Source organism: Streptomyces sp. GESEQ-4 (assembly GCF_017948455.1).
Lineage (GTDB): Bacteria > Actinomycetota > Actinomycetes > Streptomycetales > Streptomycetaceae > Streptomyces.
Map to the genome: position 1 here is coordinate 236763 of NZ_JAFFSU010000006.1, position 16339 is coordinate 253101.

Annotated in this window: 17 protein-coding genes and 1 riboswitch; of the genes, 6 read left to right on the top strand and 11 right to left on the bottom strand. The window is 69.5% G+C overall.

Going from position 1 to position 16339, the window contains the following annotated elements; translation table 11 throughout:
* Positions 1-31 precede the first annotated feature (31 nt).
* The 10 genes from KCH48_RS14970 to KCH48_RS15015 form a co-directional block, all read right to left on the bottom strand.
* On the bottom strand, positions 32-484 hold the full coding sequence (locus KCH48_RS14970; RefSeq protein WP_210574347.1) for an SRPBCC family protein: 453 nt from the start codon (positions 482-484) through the stop codon (positions 32-34).
* A gap of 4 nt (positions 485-488) precedes the next feature.
* Positions 489-740: an acyl carrier protein gene (locus tag KCH48_RS14975; RefSeq protein WP_210574349.1), complete on the bottom strand. Its 252-nt coding sequence runs from the start codon at positions 738-740 to the stop codon at positions 489-491.
* A 44-nt stretch (positions 741-784) separates the two neighbouring features.
* Complete coding sequence (acpS, locus tag KCH48_RS14980; protein WP_210574355.1) at positions 785-1213, bottom strand: holo-ACP synthase; 429 nt, start codon at positions 1211-1213, stop codon at positions 785-787.
* Positions 1192-2430 (bottom strand): beta-ketoacyl synthase, encoded by a 1239-nt coding sequence (locus tag KCH48_RS14985; RefSeq protein ID WP_210574357.1) that lies wholly within the window; start codon positions 2428-2430, stop codon positions 1192-1194. The genes acpS and KCH48_RS14985 overlap by 22 nt, the downstream gene beginning before the upstream one ends.
* The gene (locus KCH48_RS14990; protein WP_210574359.1) at positions 2427-3713 is read right to left on the bottom strand and encodes a beta-ketoacyl-[acyl-carrier-protein] synthase family protein; all 1287 of its coding nucleotides are present in this window, start codon (positions 3711-3713) and stop codon (positions 2427-2429) included. Before KCH48_RS14990 ends, KCH48_RS14985 begins: the two co-directional genes overlap by 4 nt.
* Positions 3714-3715: 2 nt before the next feature.
* Positions 3716-4750, bottom strand: a complete 1035-nt coding sequence (locus tag KCH48_RS14995) for a class I SAM-dependent methyltransferase (RefSeq protein WP_210574361.1) — start codon at positions 4748-4750, stop codon at positions 3716-3718.
* 9 nt (positions 4751-4759) lie between these two features.
* A complete protein-coding gene (locus KCH48_RS15000) occupies positions 4760-5809 on the bottom strand; it encodes a methyltransferase (protein WP_210574363.1) in 1050 nt (349 codons plus the stop codon).
* Positions 5806-6213, bottom strand: a complete 408-nt coding sequence (locus KCH48_RS15005) for a cupin domain-containing protein (protein ID WP_307840888.1) — start codon at positions 6211-6213, stop codon at positions 5806-5808. The genes KCH48_RS15000 and KCH48_RS15005 overlap by 4 nt, the downstream gene beginning before the upstream one ends.
* Before the next feature lie 276 nt (positions 6214-6489).
* Positions 6490-6705, bottom strand: coding sequence for a hypothetical protein (locus KCH48_RS15010; protein ID WP_210574367.1), 216 nt, complete (start codon positions 6703-6705; stop codon positions 6490-6492).
* The gene (locus KCH48_RS15015; protein WP_210574369.1) at positions 6702-6908 is read right to left on the bottom strand and encodes a hypothetical protein; all 207 of its coding nucleotides are present in this window, start codon (positions 6906-6908) and stop codon (positions 6702-6704) included. The genes KCH48_RS15010 and KCH48_RS15015 overlap by 4 nt, the downstream gene beginning before the upstream one ends.
* A gap of 116 nt (positions 6909-7024) precedes the next feature.
* Between KCH48_RS15015 and KCH48_RS15020 the strand changes: the two genes are divergently transcribed.
* The 6 genes from KCH48_RS15020 (at position 7025) to KCH48_RS15045 (ending at position 12483) form a co-directional block, all read left to right on the top strand.
* On the top strand, positions 7025-7858 hold the full coding sequence (locus tag KCH48_RS15020) for a helix-turn-helix transcriptional regulator (protein WP_210574371.1): 834 nt from the start codon (positions 7025-7027) through the stop codon (positions 7856-7858).
* Positions 7840-8106 (top strand): DUF397 domain-containing protein, encoded by a 267-nt coding sequence (locus KCH48_RS15025; protein ID WP_210574373.1) that lies wholly within the window; start codon positions 7840-7842, stop codon positions 8104-8106. The genes KCH48_RS15020 and KCH48_RS15025 overlap by 19 nt, the downstream gene beginning before the upstream one ends.
* Positions 8087-8230: riboswitch (cobalamin riboswitch) on the top strand. It overlaps the preceding gene by 20 nt.
* A 99-nt stretch (positions 8231-8329) precedes the next feature.
* Complete coding sequence (locus KCH48_RS15030) at positions 8330-9328, top strand: iron ABC transporter permease (protein WP_210574583.1); 999 nt, start codon at positions 8330-8332, stop codon at positions 9326-9328.
* The gene (locus tag KCH48_RS15035) at positions 9328-10095 is read left to right on the top strand and encodes an ABC transporter ATP-binding protein (RefSeq protein ID WP_210574375.1); all 768 of its coding nucleotides are present in this window, start codon (positions 9328-9330) and stop codon (positions 10093-10095) included. The genes KCH48_RS15030 and KCH48_RS15035 overlap by 1 nt, the downstream gene beginning before the upstream one ends.
* A gap of 21 nt (positions 10096-10116) precedes the next feature.
* On the top strand, positions 10117-11109 hold the full coding sequence (locus tag KCH48_RS15040; protein WP_210574377.1) for an ABC transporter substrate-binding protein: 993 nt from the start codon (positions 10117-10119) through the stop codon (positions 11107-11109).
* An 84-nt stretch (positions 11110-11193) separates the two neighbouring features.
* Positions 11194-12483, top strand: coding sequence for a hypothetical protein (locus KCH48_RS15045; protein WP_210574379.1), 1290 nt, complete (start codon positions 11194-11196; stop codon positions 12481-12483).
* Positions 12484-12617: 134 nt separating this feature from the next.
* On the opposite strand, the gene KCH48_RS15050 is transcribed toward KCH48_RS15045, so the two are convergent.
* Positions 12618-16304: a chondroitinase-B domain-containing protein gene (locus tag KCH48_RS15050; RefSeq protein WP_210574381.1), complete on the bottom strand. Its 3687-nt coding sequence runs from the start codon at positions 16302-16304 to the stop codon at positions 12618-12620.
* Positions 16305-16339 lie beyond the last annotated feature (35 nt).

Genomic DNA, 16339 nt, shown 5'->3' on the forward strand with positions numbered 1-16339 from the left:
ACGGCGATACGCGGCGAGGACGGGGGTCGGGTCACGGCCCCACGGCCCCTGACTCGATCTTCTGCTTGATGCCGGCCTGGTTCTGCCGCGTGTGGGTGTTCATCCGCTCCAGGACCGTCGCGAGCGGGACGTCGAACTTCTCGTCGAGCTCGAAGTCCTGGACCCAGGTCATCCGCGTCCCCTCGGGGACCGCCTGGTAGCTCCACCGCAGGTGCATGTAGCCGAACGGGTAGAGGGGGTCGCGGCGTTCGGCCACCGCGACCAACTCGCGGTGGTCCAGGATTCGCCAGGAACGCCAGCTCGCCCCCTCCTCGTTGGTCAGCTCGAACACGATCTCCGTCCAGCGGCCCTCGCGTTCCTCGGAGAGGACCTTGGCGTCGCTGTACTCGTCGAAGATCTCCGACCAGCGGGCGATGTCGTTGGTGACGTCGAAGACGAGCCGGGGGTCGGCCCCGATCACGATGCTGTTCTCGATCCGCGGCATCCCGTCACCTCCGCGTGGCGGTGCCGGCGGACAGCAGCCGTCCGACGCAGCCCACCAGGTCGCCGGCGGTGGTGAAGCCGCCCTCGGCGTCCGCGTCGATGGCGATGTCGAAGTGCTGCTCCAGGGCGACGACGATCTCCACCAGCTCGGTCGAGTCGATGTCGAGGTCCTCGGCCAGCCGCTTGTCGGCCTCCAGTTCGTCCCCGTCGAAGCCGACGCCGCGCATCACGGCGAACACCTGCTCTTGTACGTCCATGACTCCTAAGTCCTCCGTCTCGTGGTCGGGGTGGTCCGGTTCGTCTAGACGGCGAGGGCGATCGCCAGGGCGAGCCCCGCCTCGTGCGTGATGCTCAGGTGCAGTCCGGTGAACGAGGCCTGCCGAAAGGCTTCCTCGGCCCGCCCGGACACCCGTGGCAGCGGCTGCCCGGACTCCGCCCGGCCGATCTCGACGTCCAGCCAGCCGCACCCCTGCCCGTGCGCGCCGAGGGTCTTGCGGACGGCCTCCTTGGCGGCGATCCGGCCGGCCAGGCGGCGGGCGCGGTGGTGCGGCGAGCCGCCCTCGCACAGGGCCAGTTCGGCGGGCGTGAACAGCCGGTCGTACAGCGGCCGTCCACGGCGTTCGAGCATGGCCCGCAGTCGCTGGACGTCCACGACGTCGATGCCGATGCCGCGTACCGCCGCGGGGGTGTTCAGCAGGGCTTCCGCGATCAACGCCTCAGTAGGAGACATGCGTTCACACCTCCCAGGCCTCGGGACACGACCAGCGTGTGCTCCCACTGAGGGGCCGGCCGCGCCTCGCCCCGGACGATGTCCAGCTCGATGCCCGGCGCCTGCCGGTCGAGGTTCACTGTGGGCGGCACCGAGCCCGCCGCCATGGCCCGCAGGGCGAGCGCCACGTCGGCGGGGGCGGCCGCGCCGAGCAGATGCCCGAAGCCCGACTTGGGCGCGGTGACGGGCACGTGTGCGGCGCTCTGCCCGAACGCCTCCTTGAGGCCGTAGCCCTCGGTGACGTCCTCGAAGGGGATGCCGGAGCCGTGTGCGAAGACGGCGCCCAGGTCGCCACCGGAGATCCCGGCGCGCTCGGCGGCGGTGCGCATGGCCCGGCCCAGCACCTGGCCGGTCGGTTCGACGGTGTAGTACGGCATGTATCCGTCGGTGCTGACGCCCCAGCCGGCGAGTTCGCCGAGGATGCGTGCCCCGCGCCGCTCGGCGTGCTCGCGGCGCTCCATCACCAGGAACACCGACCCCTCGGCGAAGACACTGCCGCCGTGCCCGGCGTCGAAGGGCCGGTACAGCTCGTGCGGGGCGAGGGAGCCGCGGGCCTTGGCGACCAGCCCGCTGGTTTCCAGGCACAGCCAGCCGTACGGCGACAGCGGGGCCTCGACACCGCCCGCGAGGACGACGTCGGCCCGGCCTCGCAGCAGGGTCTCGGCGGCTCCGATCAGCGCGTATGCGCCGCTGGCCCGGTCGGCGACGAAGGTGCGGGCCGGGCCCTTGATGCCCTGGTCGATGCAGATGTTGCCCTGCGGCGCCGCCGGGAACCAGGCGGTCGCCTGGTACGGGCTGACCGCGCGCGGGCCGTCGATCCACAGCTTGCGCAGCTCGCGCTCGGCGAACTCCCAGCCGCCGAGGATGTTGCCGACCATGACGCCGGTGCGCTCCGGGCTCACGTCGGTGCCGACGGCGACCCCGGCGTCCGCGAGAGCCCGGCGGACGGTGTGCACGGCGAGGTGGGTGAAACGGTCGGTGCGCTTGACGAAGCGGGAGGGCAGCTCGGCGTCGGCGTCGAAGTCGGCCTGGCCGGCGACGGGGCAGGCGTAGTCCCCGGCGTCGAAGCGGTCGATGGTGGCGAGGTGCGAGGTGCCCGCGCGGGCGCTGTTCCACAGGGGTTCGACGCCGTCGCCCGCCGGGGTGACGGCACCGATGCCGGTGATGACGATGCTCATGACCGGCCCCCGTCCCGCACGGTCCGCACGACCATCGCCGCGTGCAGGCCCGCGAAGCCGCTGGCGTCCTTGAGGATGACCTCACCGTCCCAGGGACGGCCCGTGCCCGGCACATAGTCGAGGTCGCACGTGGGATCGGGCGTCTCGTAGTTGGCCGTGGGGTGCACGAAGGAGTGCCGGCCGGCCAGGGCGCACAGCACGATCTCCATGGCGCTGGCGGCGGCCAGGGCGTGACCGAGCATGGACTTCGCCGAGTTCACCGGGATCTCCCGTGCGCGCTCGCCCAGTGCCAGCTTGAGCGCGCTGGTCTCGCAGGTGTCGTTCTGCCGGGTGGAGCTGCCGTGCGAGCTGACGTGGTCGATCGCGCCGGGCGCCACCCCGGACACGTCGATGGCCTGGCGCATGGCCCGGGTCAGGTCCTCGCCGTCGGACAGCAGGTCGGTCATGTGGATGGCGTTGGACGTGTGCGAGAAGCCGCTGATCTCGAGGTAGGGGGTGGCACCGCGCCGCAGCGCGTGCTCCTTCTCCTCCAGTACGACGACACCGCAGCCCTCGCCGAGCACGAAGCCGTCGCGGTCCGCATCGTAGGGGCGGGAGGCGGCCTCGGGGTGGTCCCGGTGGGCGCGGGAGAGGCAGTTGATGATCTCGAAGGAGGCCACGGTCACCGGGGTGATGGGGGCCTCGCTGGCGCCGGCGATCATGACGTCGGCGTCGCCGTGGGCGATCGTCTCGAAGGCGTGGCCGACCGCGTCGATGCCGCCGATGCAGCCCGTGGACAGGGTGACGCAGGGGCCCTGGGCGCCGAGCAGGGCCGACAGGACGGTCCCGGGCGTGTTCGACATGGACGCGAGATACAGGTCCCGGCCCGCCTTGGCCGGGTCGATGGGCTTCCGGCCCTCGTCAGTGACGGCGAGGAACTCCTCCTCCATCTTGGGCGTGCCGCAGATCGCCGTGGACAGCGAGATGCCGGTCCGTTCCGCGTCGTAGCCGCCGTCCTGGAGTCCCGCGTCCCGTATCGCCTGCAGGGCCGCCGCGACCGCGAACTGCACATACCGGTCGAGGCGTTGCACCTCGGGCGGCAGCGAGGGTATCTGCTCCTCGAATCCGGGGACCTCGGCTATCGCGTCGGAGGCGAAGTCGAAGGACTTGAAAAGGGGAGAGCTCGTAATGTCGGAAAGGGATTTCGTGACGCTTTTTCCCGCCGAGACCGTGTCCCAGAAGGCTTCTTTCCCGATTCCCGCCGGGCTGATCACGCCGAGCCCGGTGACGACCACTTCTCGCATGGTTACCGCCTTTCTCCTGTCTGGGCCGTCACCAGCCCGTGCGTTACGCATTCCTTCGCCGTCACACCGGCGTCTTCCATGAGGGCGCGGTAGTCCTCCGCCGCGAGTACGGCCCCGTCCGCGGTGTTGACCAGGAGGCTGAGCCCGAGCATCGGCCGGCTCAGCGCGGGCCGCCCGGGCTCCGGCCGCATGACGTCGGCCAGCAGCAGCGTGCCGCCCGGGCGGAGCAGCCGGGCGCACTCCCGCACCAGCCGGGCCGTGGCGGTGGGCCCCGCGAAGCGGCCCGCGTGTGCCAGCACCACGGTGTCGAAGCCGGCGTCGGCGAACGGCGGTGCGGCGAAGTCGGCGGACACGAACCGGAACCTGTCGGCCACCCCGAACTCCGCCGCCCGCGCCCGGGCCGACCCGAGCAGCACCGGATCGTCGTGCGCGGTCACCTCGGCCCGCGGATCGGCGGCGGCAAGGGCGATGCCCCACTCGCCGCCCCCGCAGGCCAGGTCCAGCACCCGGCCCGCGCCGCGCATCCCCAGGGCCTCGACCGCCGCGAAGGCGACCCGGACGGCGAGCGGGAAACCGCCGCCGAAGAGTCCGGGGTGACGACCGCGCGAGGCGGGGGCGCCGAAGTCCCCGGAGCGGTCGCCGGAGCGGGTGACCGAGGTCAGCGCACTCCACCGGTCCCACTGGCCGAGCACCTCGGTGAAGTGGTCGCCCAGGTAGGTCGGCTCGCCCTCGACGAGGTAGGCACGCGACAGCTCGGTCAGTCCCTGCCCGTCACCGGTGAGCAGTCCGAACTCGGTGAGGGCGGCCAGCAGGTCGCCCAGGGCCCGGGGGTCGCAGCCGAGTGCGCCGGCGAGGTCCTCGATGCCGCGCGGGCCCCGGGCCAGCTCGGTGAACACGCCCAGTTCCAGGGCCGTACCGAGGGCTCTGGCCCTGGCGAAGCCGAAGTTGAGGGCGAGCAACGGGCCTGGGTCGGGGGCGGTCGTGTAGCGGGCCAACGCCGCGGCGGGGGGCGCGGCCTGCACCGGGGTGTCCGTCATCGTGGCGTCCTACTTGGTTGCCGTGAGCAGACCGGAGAGCAGGGACACGTTGCGGGTGCCGATGTCCCGGAACCCGGCGCCCTCCACCCAGGCGCGGATCTCGTCCACGTCCCGGACCTCGCCCTCCTCGGTGTTGACCAGGAGGATCAGCCCGAACATGGCCGGGAAGAGCCCGGTGGCCAGGGCGGGCATGTGGGAGTGCACCAACAGTCGTCCGCCGTCGGGCAGATGGGCGTGGATGCGCTTGACCAGGTGGGCGGCACGCTCGGGGCCGTAGCCGTCGAGGACGTGGGAGAGGAGGACCGCGTCGGTCTCGGGCCAGGCGTCCTCCATGATGTCGGCGGGCCTGACCTCGATCCGGTCCTCGAGTCCGGCCTCGCGCACGTTGGCGCGGGCCAGGTCGGTCACGGCGGGGTAGTCGAGGGCCGTGACGCGCAACTCGGGGTGGTGCGAGGCGAGGGCGATCGAGTAGTCGCCCGAGCCGCAGCCCAGGTCGACGACGCGGCCGACGCCGGCCAGCGGGGCCGCGGCGGCCAGCTTGCCCGCCTGGAGCCGGGAGCTGACCCGCATGGCCTGGATGAGCCGCCCGGTGCCCTCGCGGCCCTCTCCGGCCGCGGCGCCCTGGTCGCGGTAACCCTGCTTGAGGACCCGCTGGTTGAGGGAGGTGTTGGTGCGTACGGCCTCGTCGAGGCGGGAGAAGTGGCCGAAGTGGGAGTTCTGGTGCGCGGCGAACCCGCCCATGTACTCGGGCCGCCCGGCGACGAGATACCGGCTCGTCTCGTCGGAGTTGCGGTAGCCGCCGTTCTCGGCACGCACCAGGTCCAGGCCCTTGAGAGCGACGAGGAGGGCACGGGTGGGACGTTCCTGGAGGTTCAGTTCGCGGGCCAGTTCGGCCACGGTGCGCGGGTTCTTCTCCAGCGCCTCGAAGACCCCGAGCTCGAGGGCCGTGAACACGGCCTTGGACTGGAGGTAGGCGGTCAGGATGGTGTGGACCCGCGAGGAGTCGCCGTCGGGTGCGGGGGAGCCGGCCTGGGTGTGGAGGTCCTGAGTGGTCGTCACTTGTTCTCCAGGAGGCTGGTGTACTCGGGCATCTGCGTGTACTCGTAGGGGTCCTCGGAGAGGAAGACGTTGCGCACCGGCGGCCGCTCGCACGGAGCGACCACAAGGAACCGGCACGTCTGCTCGGGGCCGGTGACGAAGCCGTGCTGCTCGCCCCGGGGGATGAAGATGGCCTCGCCCGGCCCGACCTGCTCGGTGCGGCCCTGGTCGGGCAGGACCAGGCCCATGGAGCCTTCGAGCACGTAGATCTCGTGCTCCCAGTCGTGGAAGTGGGGCGGGGTGGACCCGTTCGGCGACACCTCGAACTCGGTGAGGACGAAGCGGTCCGCGCCGTCCGGGGTGTCGATCAGTTTGCGGTGCGTCGTTTCCTTCGCTCCCGGTTCCCTTACGATTTCCGCCTTCACATCGGTTCGGTGCACGCGTTTCATCGGCCGCCTTTCCGCTCTGAGGGACCCGTCATCCGGTGATTCGGAGCCTCGTTCGGAAAGCGACTCTAGGGCTGACATAAGAAAACCCTCTACGGACAACCGTCACCGCATATCCGTGACAATCACCCATTACCGACCGGGACATGTGCCCACCCGATGGGGACATCCACCCAGGGGGCCATCACCGGCCGGTGCTCGGCCGAAATTCGAGGGTGGCCGGCATATCGCCGGCCACCCTAGGTGAGCGGCCCCTCAGGGGATCTCGCCACGGCTGCGTGCGTTCGCATAGGCCGTGGCGGCACTGAGCCGCTCGGCGGGGGTGGCATGCCGTACGACGCTGGGCTCGGCGTCCCACTCCTTGCCGCCGCCGTACGGTCTGAGTTGTACGTATGGCCCCTCGTGCCCCATGACGAGGCCGACCCGCCCAGTGCGGGTGTCCACCACGTACGACCCGACCGGCGGCTTCATCGCAGGACCACCGCGAGTCGCTGCGCGGCCTCGACGGAACAGCCGCCCAGTTCGACGAGCGGACATGGGGTCTCCCGCGCGAGACTTGCCGGGTCGAGCCGCAGGGACGGCAGAATGATTCCTGCGTTTTCCAACGCTGCCCGCAATTCTTTCACTGCTTCCTCCGCCTCTTCGACGCAGAGCGCCGAGTGCTGTGCCTTCACGTGGTTCCCCTCCCTTTTCGGGTTTTACGCTTCGCATCTCAAGGCTCGCGCACCACATCTACACTCGGCAGGAGTCTGTGCTCTACAAGTGCGGGGCAGTACAAGGGGGTTGAACTGTGGCCAACGGTTCACGTCAGGCGGCATGGGAGTTCTTCGGCACGGAACTGAAGCGGCACCGGGAGGACAGGGGGCTCACTCAGGTCGAGTTGGGGGCGCGCGTCTTCGTCTCGGGCGCCTATATCGGCCAGTTCGAGCAGGCGATTCGAAAGCCGCAGCTGGATATCGCCCAGCGGATTGACGAGGTGCTGCAAACCGACGGTATTTTCGAGCGGGCGTGGCGCAAGCTCATCGACGACAAACGGTATGCCGATTATTTTGCGGCCGTCGTGGAACTGGAGCGGACGGCGACGAAGATTGCGGAGTTCGCACCCACCGTGGTGCCGGGCCTGTTGCAGACCGCCGCCTACGCACGGGCGGTCACCATCGCGGCCAACCCGTTCGTCACCGACGAGTACGTGGAGGAGAAGGTTACGGCCCGCCTGGAGCGCCAGCACATCCTCAAGGACGCTACAAGGCCGGAGTATTGGGTGATCCTGCATGAGGGGGTGCTGCGCAGCCCGGTGGGCGGCCCGGAGGCCATGGCCCAGCAACTGGAGCACATCGCGGGGCTGATGCGGGAGCGCAAGGTGTGGGTGACGGTGGTGCCGTTCGCGGCTGGAGCGCATGCGTCGATGGGCGGAATGCTGCAGCTCATGGAGTTCGACGACGCCCCTCCGGTCGCCTATACAGAGACCGCGTTTTCGGGAACGTTGTTGGACGATCCGGCTGTGGTGAAGCGGGCACAGCGCGCATACGATCTGCTCAGGGGCGCCGCACTGTCGCCGTCGGCGACCCTGGCCCTGATCGAATCGGCGGCTGAGGACTACAGACGATGCGCGAGTACGACCTGAGCAACGCCCGCTGGCGCAAGAGCAGTCACAGCAACGGCGAAGGCGGCAGCTGCGTCGAGGTCGCGTACGACTTCCCCGGCGCCGCCCGCTGGCGCAAGAGCAGCTACAGCAACGGGCAAGGCGGCGACTGCGTCGAAGTCGCCGACGGAGTCCCCGGCGTCGTACCGGTCCGCGACAGCAAAGTCGCCGACGGCCCCGTCATCCTCCTCGGCGCCACCGCCTGGGCGGCCTTCATCCGCGCCTGCTAGTCTCCCCGAGCCTCCTGCGGGGGAAGTCCGGTGAGAGTCCGGCGCTGACCCGCAACGGTGTGTGCGTGGGCCCCCTGGGGCCGACGTGCAAGCCCGATTACCCGCAGGCGGTTGCCAGCCCATTGACCGCTCGCCGAGGACTGCGAGCCGAGGCGAAGGACCGCCGAGCGTGCGCCTCTCCCCAGGCCGAGTATCTGTGCCGCTGTTGGTTGTCGCCCTCGCGATGCTGCTCCTCGTCTCCCTTGTCGCCGGCGTCGGGCTGGGGGCCGCCGGGGTCGGCTGGGGTGACGTCCTCCGGTTCCTGGGGGCCGGGTTCACCGGCGAGACCATTCACTCCGCGGACGTGGCGTCGTACACCATCGTCTGGGAGATCCGGCTGCCTCGTGTCGTGCTCGCCGCTGTCGTGGGGGCGGGGCTCGCGACGGTCGGGGTGGCTGTGCAGGCGATGGTGCGTAACGCGCTGGCCGATCCGTTCGTGCTGGGGATTTCGTCCGGTGCCGCTGTGGGGGCCAACGCGGTCATCCTGCTCGGGGCGTTCGCGGGGCTCGGGGTGTGGGCGCTGTCGGTGTCGGCGTTCTGCTCGGCGCTGGTGGCGATGGCGATCGTGTACGCCGTGGCGCGTTCCGCGACGCACGGGCTGACGCCGCTGCGGCTGATCCTGACGGGGACGGCGCTGGCGTACGGCTTCGAAGCGCTGACGACCGTGATGGTGTTCGGCGCGGCCCGGGGCGAGGCGGCCAGGTCGGCGATGATGTGGCTGCTGGGGAGTCTGGGCGGGGCGACCTGGCCACGGGTGCCGATCGCCGCCGCGACGGTCGTGGCCGGGTGGGTGTGGCTGCGGTGGCGGGCGGAGGCCCTGAACGCGCTGGCGATGGGGGACGAGACGTCGGCGACGCTGGGGGTGCAACCCGGGCGGCTGCGGCGGGAGTTGTTCCTCGTCACGGCGGCGGTGACCGGGACGGTCGTCGCGGTGAGTGGAGCCATCGGGTTCGTCGGGCTGATGGTGCCGCATGTCGTACGGATGCTGGTGGGCGCCGATCACCGGCGGGTGCTGGCCGTCGCGCCGCTCGCCGGGGCCGTACTGCTGGTGTGGGCGGATGTGCTGTCCCGGCTGCTGCTGGCGCCCGCGGAGTTGCCGGTCGGGGTGATCACCGCGGTGGTCGGCGTCCCGGCCTTCCTGCTGCTGATGCGGCGCGGCGGCTACGCCTTCGGGGGGCGCTGATGCGGCTCGACGTGGAGGGCGTGACGGTCGAGGCCGCCGGGAAGCGGCTCGTCGACGAGATCAAGCTCACCGTGGACAGCGGGGCGTTCGTGGGGCTGGTCGGGCCCAACGGGAGTGGGAAGTCGACCCTGTTGAGGTGCGTGTACCGGGCGCTGCGGCCGGCTGCGGGGGTCGTACGGCTGGACGGGGACGACGTACACACGCTGGCTCCTCGTGCCGCCGCCCGGCGACTGGCCGCGCTGCCGCAGGAGTCGTCGTCGGAGTTCGACTTCACCGTCGCCGAGGTGGTCGGGATGGGGCGGCTGCCGCACCGGGACCGTACGGCGGCGGAGGACCGGGCGATCTGCGCGGAGTCGATGCGGGCCACCGGCGTGGAGCATCTGGCCGCCCGCGGCTTCCTCGCTCTGTCGGGCGGCGAGCGGCAACGCGTGCTGATCGCGCGGGCGTTGGCGCAGCGCCCCCAGGTGCTGGTCCTCGACGAACCGACCAACCACCTCGACATCGCCCACCAGTTGGACGTGCTGTCCCTGGTCCGGGCGAGCGGCCTGACCGTGCTGGCCGCGCTGCACGACCTGAACCTCGCCGCCGCGCACTGCGATCTGCTGTATGTCCTCTCGGCGGGCCGGGTCGTCGCGTCCGGGCCGCCGCACGACGTCCTGTGCCCGGACCTGCTCGCCGAGGTGTTCGGCGTGCGCGCGCATCCCGTACGGCATCCGGAGACGGGTGCCATGCAGCTGCTCTTCGACCTTCTCCCGCCGTCCGAATAAGGAACTAAGGAACTCTCCCGCATGCGTAAGCCAGTTGTCGCCGCCGCCGTCTGCCTCGCCGTGCTCATCACCGGCTGCGGTGCCGAGGTCGAGCCCTCGCCGGACTCGAAGGCCGCGTCGTCGGTCACGCTCACCAACTGCGGGCGCAAGGTGACGTACGACAAGGTCCCCGAGCGGGTCGTCACCAACGATGTCGGCATCACCGAGTTGATGTTCGCGCTCGATCTTGAGGACCGGATGGTCGGGTTCGCGATGCCCGACGACAAGGGGGACCTCGGCGGGGTGCCGTGGAAGGACGGCTACGACAAGGTGACGTGGCTGTCGAAGGACCAGCTCACCAAGGAGAACGTCCTCGACGCCCGCGCCGACTGGGTCTTCGCCGGCTGGAACTACGGCTTCCGCGAGGACGACGGCTTCACCCCGGACGCCCTGCGCAAGCTCGGCATCCCCTCGTACATCCTCACCGAGTCCTGCCGCAACGGCCGTACGGAGTCCTCGCGGGGCATCATGCCGCCGCTGGACGCGCTGTACGAGGACCTCACCAACCTGGGCAAGCTGTTCGGCGTGGAGAAGCGGGCGGCGGCCCTGATCTCCGGCTTCAAGCGCGAGGTGGCGGAGGTGAAGGCGAAGGCCCCGTCCGCTTCCCCCAAGGTCTTCCTCTACGACAGCGGCGAGGACCAGCCCTTCACCTCCGGCCGCTACGCCGCGCCCGACCAGATCATCAGCGAGGCGGGCGGGGTCAATGTCATGCACGACCTCCAGGACTCCTGGACGACCGTCGGCTGGGAGACCGTTGTGGAACGCGACCCCGACGTGATCGTGGTCTGCGACTACGGGGACGTGAGCGCGGAGCAGAAGAGAAGGTTCCTGCTGTCCTACGCCCCGCTGCGGAACGTGTCGGCCGTCAAGCACAAGCGGATCTTCACCCTCGACTACGTCGACCTGGTGGAGAGCCCGCGGAACCCCTCTGCCATCGCCCGCCTCGGGGAGTACCTGCGGACGACGACGCCCTGACTCGGAGGCCGGGACCGGTCCCGGCTCGTCCGTGGTCGAATCTGCGCCCGTCAGCAGTGCATGTCACGGAACGCGGAGAGTCGGATGAGAAGTCGAAGTCCGGTACGTGCAGGTGTCGTCGCCCTGGCCGCAGTGGCTCTGTTGGCCGCGTGCACGGGAGGCTCGACCGGGGAAGGCGACAGTCCCGCTGCCTCCGGCTCGCCCACCCGGAAGGCCCTCGACCTCAGCGGCGATCCACGGGCCGCGGCGCCCTTGGCGTTCGACAGCAAGGCGGCCCATGTGCTGCCGACGGGCCCGAAGGGATTCCCTCCCCTCACTCTGTACGGGCGTGCGGCCTGGCTCACGCACGCGTCCGGCCTGACGATGTACAACCTGGCCACGGGTAAGGCCGTCACCGACATCAAGACCCAGAACACGCCCACGTACGACCTGCCGGCGCCAGGCGATCTGAGCAAGAAGCAGGCCGATATGGTGCGCAGCCGCGTGTCGTTCCCTGTGCCGGTGGAGATCGGCGGTGTACCGGCGCTGGTCGCCGTCGTGCCGGTCCAGCTCGCCAAGCAGGGCAGCGGTTCGGCGCAGGCCGGATTCGAGGTGATCGCCGCCCGTGCGGACAACGGCAAGCTGATCTGGCGGCTGCCTGTGGACATCTACGGTAAGCCGGAGGGCAAGCTCGGCGCGCTTCTGGGTGAGCCCGGGGACGGTGTGGTGACCGTCTCCTGGACCGAGGACGACTACCCGCAAGGCGCCTTCGCGGTCTCCTTGGACGACAAGCCCAGCATGCTGTGGCAGCGTGCGGACTTCTGGACGGTCGCCGGATCCGGCGACACCGTTCTGGGATTCCGCGAAGACTCGGCCGAGGAATACTCGTTGACCGGTGTCGCCGCGACCGACAGCCGTGACCTGTGGGCCAAGGGGATCCCCGCCGGAACCACTTGGGCGGTCAAATCGACCGACACCCCATTGGCCAAACTCGACGACGACAGCGAGCAGGCGCGGCTGATCGAGATCGCGACCGGCGACTTCGTCCTGTCCAAGCGGGCGGGCCTGACCAAGCGCATGAACTGCGAACACGGCGAGGGCGGCACCGTCCTGCTGTGCACCTCGAAGCAGGACGGTGCGCTCGCGGTGGACAAGACCGGCAAGGTCCTGTGGCGCCGGGCGGCGGGGGACGGTCCGGACAAGTGGAATGCCACCGTGGAAGCCGAGTTCAAGGATCTGTTCTACGCCAAGGGCAAGGACGGAGGATTCGTCATCGACGGCCGTACCGGACGAACGGTCAGCGCGGACGCGGGGATTGTGCCGGATCGCGTCAACGCCTATGCCGCGCTGGTCTACACCGACAAGGGCACGGAGGTCCATCTCCCTAAGCGCTAAGCGCTCCGCGGGGGTGCCGCGATAGGTCGTTGGGCGGCTGCGGCGGCGTGGGGGGCTTGTCGCGCAGTTCCCCGCGCCCCTTCGGGGCACGACCGGTGGCGGGGTTGAACCCGCCACCGGTCCTCTTGCGCGTCCTACGCGGCGCCTGGGCCTACGTCCGTCGCATTGAGCGGCGTCCGTGTGACCGGGGACGACGATCGTTCGTCGGCGCCCGCGTCGATGGTGCCGACTCGGGCCTGGCCGTCCATGTCCTCGGTCACGAAGGCGTGGCCGCTGGTACCGGTGTCGATCGCCGGGCTGCCCGCGCCGATCCGGTACAGCGATCCGTCGGAGGCGAGCAGCGGGTCGACCGCCCTGACGGAGCCGGAGGGCAGGGACACGCCGACGGTCGCCGATCCGGTCGGCCACGCGATGTTGCCGGCGTAGGTCATGCCCACGGGCTTCTTGACCTCGTTGAGCAGCTTGCCCCGGCTGCCCGTGATGACGTTGTCGGCGATGACCGAGTCGACCGGGGCGAGGTTGTAGTTGGCGCCGATCTCGATGTTGGACACGTTGTTCACGAAGGTGTTGTGCACGACGGTCGCCCGGTAGACGCGCCAGTGCGCGCTCAGCGCGCCCGAGGTGTCCACGTCGCCGCCGTCGATCTGCAGCGCGGCGTCGAAGCCGGTGCCGGTCAGGCCCTCGAAGTAGTTGTTGTAGATCTTGTGGTCCTGGCCGTAGATGCGGATCCCGCCGGTTCCCGCCTTGCCCTCCCCGAAGAAGAAGTTGCCGTAGAACTCACCGCGGTTCCCGTGCCGTTGGGACAGGACGCCCTGTGAGGCACGGAAGGTGTTGTGGCGGACGATGTTGTCGTTGCTCTTCACGGAGACGATCTCCGGGTCACCGTCGCACCTCTCGAAGAGGTTCGACTCGACGACGGTGAATCCGCTCGACTGGGACATGCCGCTCCAGCCGACCCGGACGGCCTCCATCTCGTTCGTCACGCGGGGGCCGATGTCTCGGAAGTGGTTGTGGTCGATGCGGTCGTACTGCGACTGCTGCGTCCCGGACCCGTCGATGGTGATGAAGTTCCCGGGCTGGTGCTTCTCCTCGAACAGGTTGTGATCGATCCGGTTGTGGTGGCTGTTCTCACCCTGGATGATCACCCACTTCAGCGAGGACTCCCCCTCCGTCAGCCGGAAGTGGTTGCGGGTCAGCCGTACGTTGTTCGAGCTGGTGATCTTCAGGGTGTTGCTGTTCGTGAACTTCAGCCCCTGGAAGGTGACGTAGGAGGAGCTCGCCACCTCCAGCTGCCCATCGCCGATCACCGCCTTGCCGCGGTTCTCCGCGACGACGGTGATGGGCTGGGCGGCCGTTCCGTTCTTGCCGGTCAACTTGCCTATCGAGTACGTGCCGTCCGCGAGGACGATGCGGTCGCCGGGGCGCGCGTCGCTGAACGCGCTCTTCAATGCGGTGGAGTCTGCGACACGGACGGTGCGAACGGGGGCCGGGTCTGTTGGGTCCGTTGGATCTGTCGGATCCTCGCCGCCGTCACCGCCCCCGTCGGCTCCGTAGATGTCGGTCTCGGTGATGCTGGTCCAGTCGTTGACCGTGTTGCCGTGGCCGACGATCCGTACGTAGCGGGCCGAGGCGTCGGCGAAGTCGTACTTCTGCTGCTCAAGTGTGCTGCCGCTGCTGGTCTTCCGGGCCAGGACCGTCTTCCACGACGATCCGTCGTCGGACAGCTGGATGTCGAAGGTGTTCGTCCTGCTGTTCCCCTGATGCCAGCCCAGCGACACCGACCCGACGTTCTGCGTCGAGCCGAGGTCGTAGCGGATCCAAGCCCCGTCGCCCTGCGACGACCAGCGGGTGCTCAGGTTGTTGTCCAGAGTGTTGGCGGGAACGTTGCCGTCATCAGGACTTGCCGTGACGTCTGCGACCTGGACCGGGGAATCCCCGGAGGGGTCCTCGCTCGCATCGACGTCGTACGTCCGGACCCAGTCGACCTCGAACACGGCCGGGCGCGGAACGCCGTTCTTGGCGAAGTTGTCCAGCTGGATGACGAGGTTCCCCAGGGGCATGTCCTGGATGTTCCCTCGGTCGGCGTTCGCGCCGTCCGCCAGCCGGAACCATTCGACACCGTCGACGTAGCCGACCAGCGCCTTGGACGTCCACTCGAACGCGAAGTTGTGCCACTTCGTCATGTCCACGGGGCAGTGATCTTCTTGTTCCTTCTTGTCCGACGGGCTCTTCGGGTAGTGCAGGAACGCCCCGAGGCACTGCGCGTCGGGGTCCGAGTACTCGACCCAGTCGTACTCGCCGTTTTCGAACCGGTCGCCCGCGGTGGGCCAGATCAGGTGCAGCGGGTGGTAGGGCACGCCCTCCGGGCCGGTGTTCCGGGAGCGGGACCGGATTTCCCACCGGCCGTACTGGGTGGGCTCGTGCTGCCTGATCCACCCCGTGTCGCCGTTCGCCTCACCGCGCATGGTCATGATGCCGTCGGCGACGGTGCTGTTCTTCCCGCACCGGCGGCCGTTCTTTTCGTGGCCGTCCCAGCATTGGGGCGTGCCGCCGACGCTGCCCGACGGTACGTCCCACTTCGCGGGGTCGACCGGGCCGGTGTAGTTGAACTCGTCGGATATCGGCAGCGGGTTGCCCCAGCCGTACCGCTTGGCGGCCTCGGTCGAGTCCCCGCCGCCGTCGCCGCCGTCACCACCGCCGTTGCCGTTGCTGTGCGTGACGTTCAGATCGTAGATCTTCACCTGGCCGTAGTTGTCGGCGCTGCACGGATCCGAGTTGCCGCAGTTGGCCTGCGTGTACGCGCCCGCCTTGAAGTAGGCGCCGGAGAAGTCCTTCGACAACGTGGTCTGCAGCACGCCGTTGTAGTACGCCTTGATCTTGCCGTCGCTGACCACGAACTTCGCCTCGAACCGCGTGCCCAGCTTGTAGTCAGCCGTCACCAGATGGTGATGCTTTGTGTCGCCGTCGGTGACGTAGAGCTTCTCGCCCTCCAGACGGAAGACGCTGAGGTCGTCGGAGCCGCCGTGGATCTGGCCGGCGACGACGTTCGGGGTCTCCTTGGGGACGTCCGTGATGGCCTGGTCGATCACCATCGTGTGGGTGCCGGACGTGGACGACCAACTCGCCTTGTTCTTCCCCGAGTCCGTCATCTCCCGCAGCTCCGAGCGGGGGTACTTGGAGCCGCTGGTGGTGACGCCGTTGACGGGGGCGCGGAACCGGACGGCCGCGCACTCGTCGGACGTGGTGAACCAGGGGTCGTTCGCGTAGGTGTCGAGATCGGGCTGGTAGACGTTGGTGGGGGACTCCTCCTCGCCCACCGGCAGCCCGATGTACCAGTTCGTCAGGTCCAGCACGTCGGCCGGGTACGCGCAGGAACCGCCGCCACCGCCGCCGGTGCCGTCGGCTCCGTAGATGTCGGTCTCGGTGATGCTGGTCCAGGCGTTGACCGTGTTGCCGTGGCCGACGATCCGTACGTAACGGGCCGAGGCGTCGGCGAAGTCGTAGCTCTGCTGCTCAAGTGTGCTGCCGTTGCTGGTCTTCCGGGCCAGGACGGTCTTCCACGACGATCCGTCGTCGGACAACTGGACGTCGAAGGTGTTGGTCCTGCTGTTCCCCTGATGCCAGCCCAGCGACACCGACCCGACGGTCTGCGCCGAGCCGAGGTCGTACCGGATCCACGCCCCGTCGCCCTGCGACGACCAGCGGGTGCTCAGGTTGTTGTCCAGGGTGTTGGCGGGAACATTGCCGTCATCGGGACTCGCCGTGACGTTCTTGACCTCCAGCGGAGAGGTGTCGGCGGCCGACGCGACCGGGTGGAACACACCCGAGACTCCGACGGCGACCGCACCCACTAACA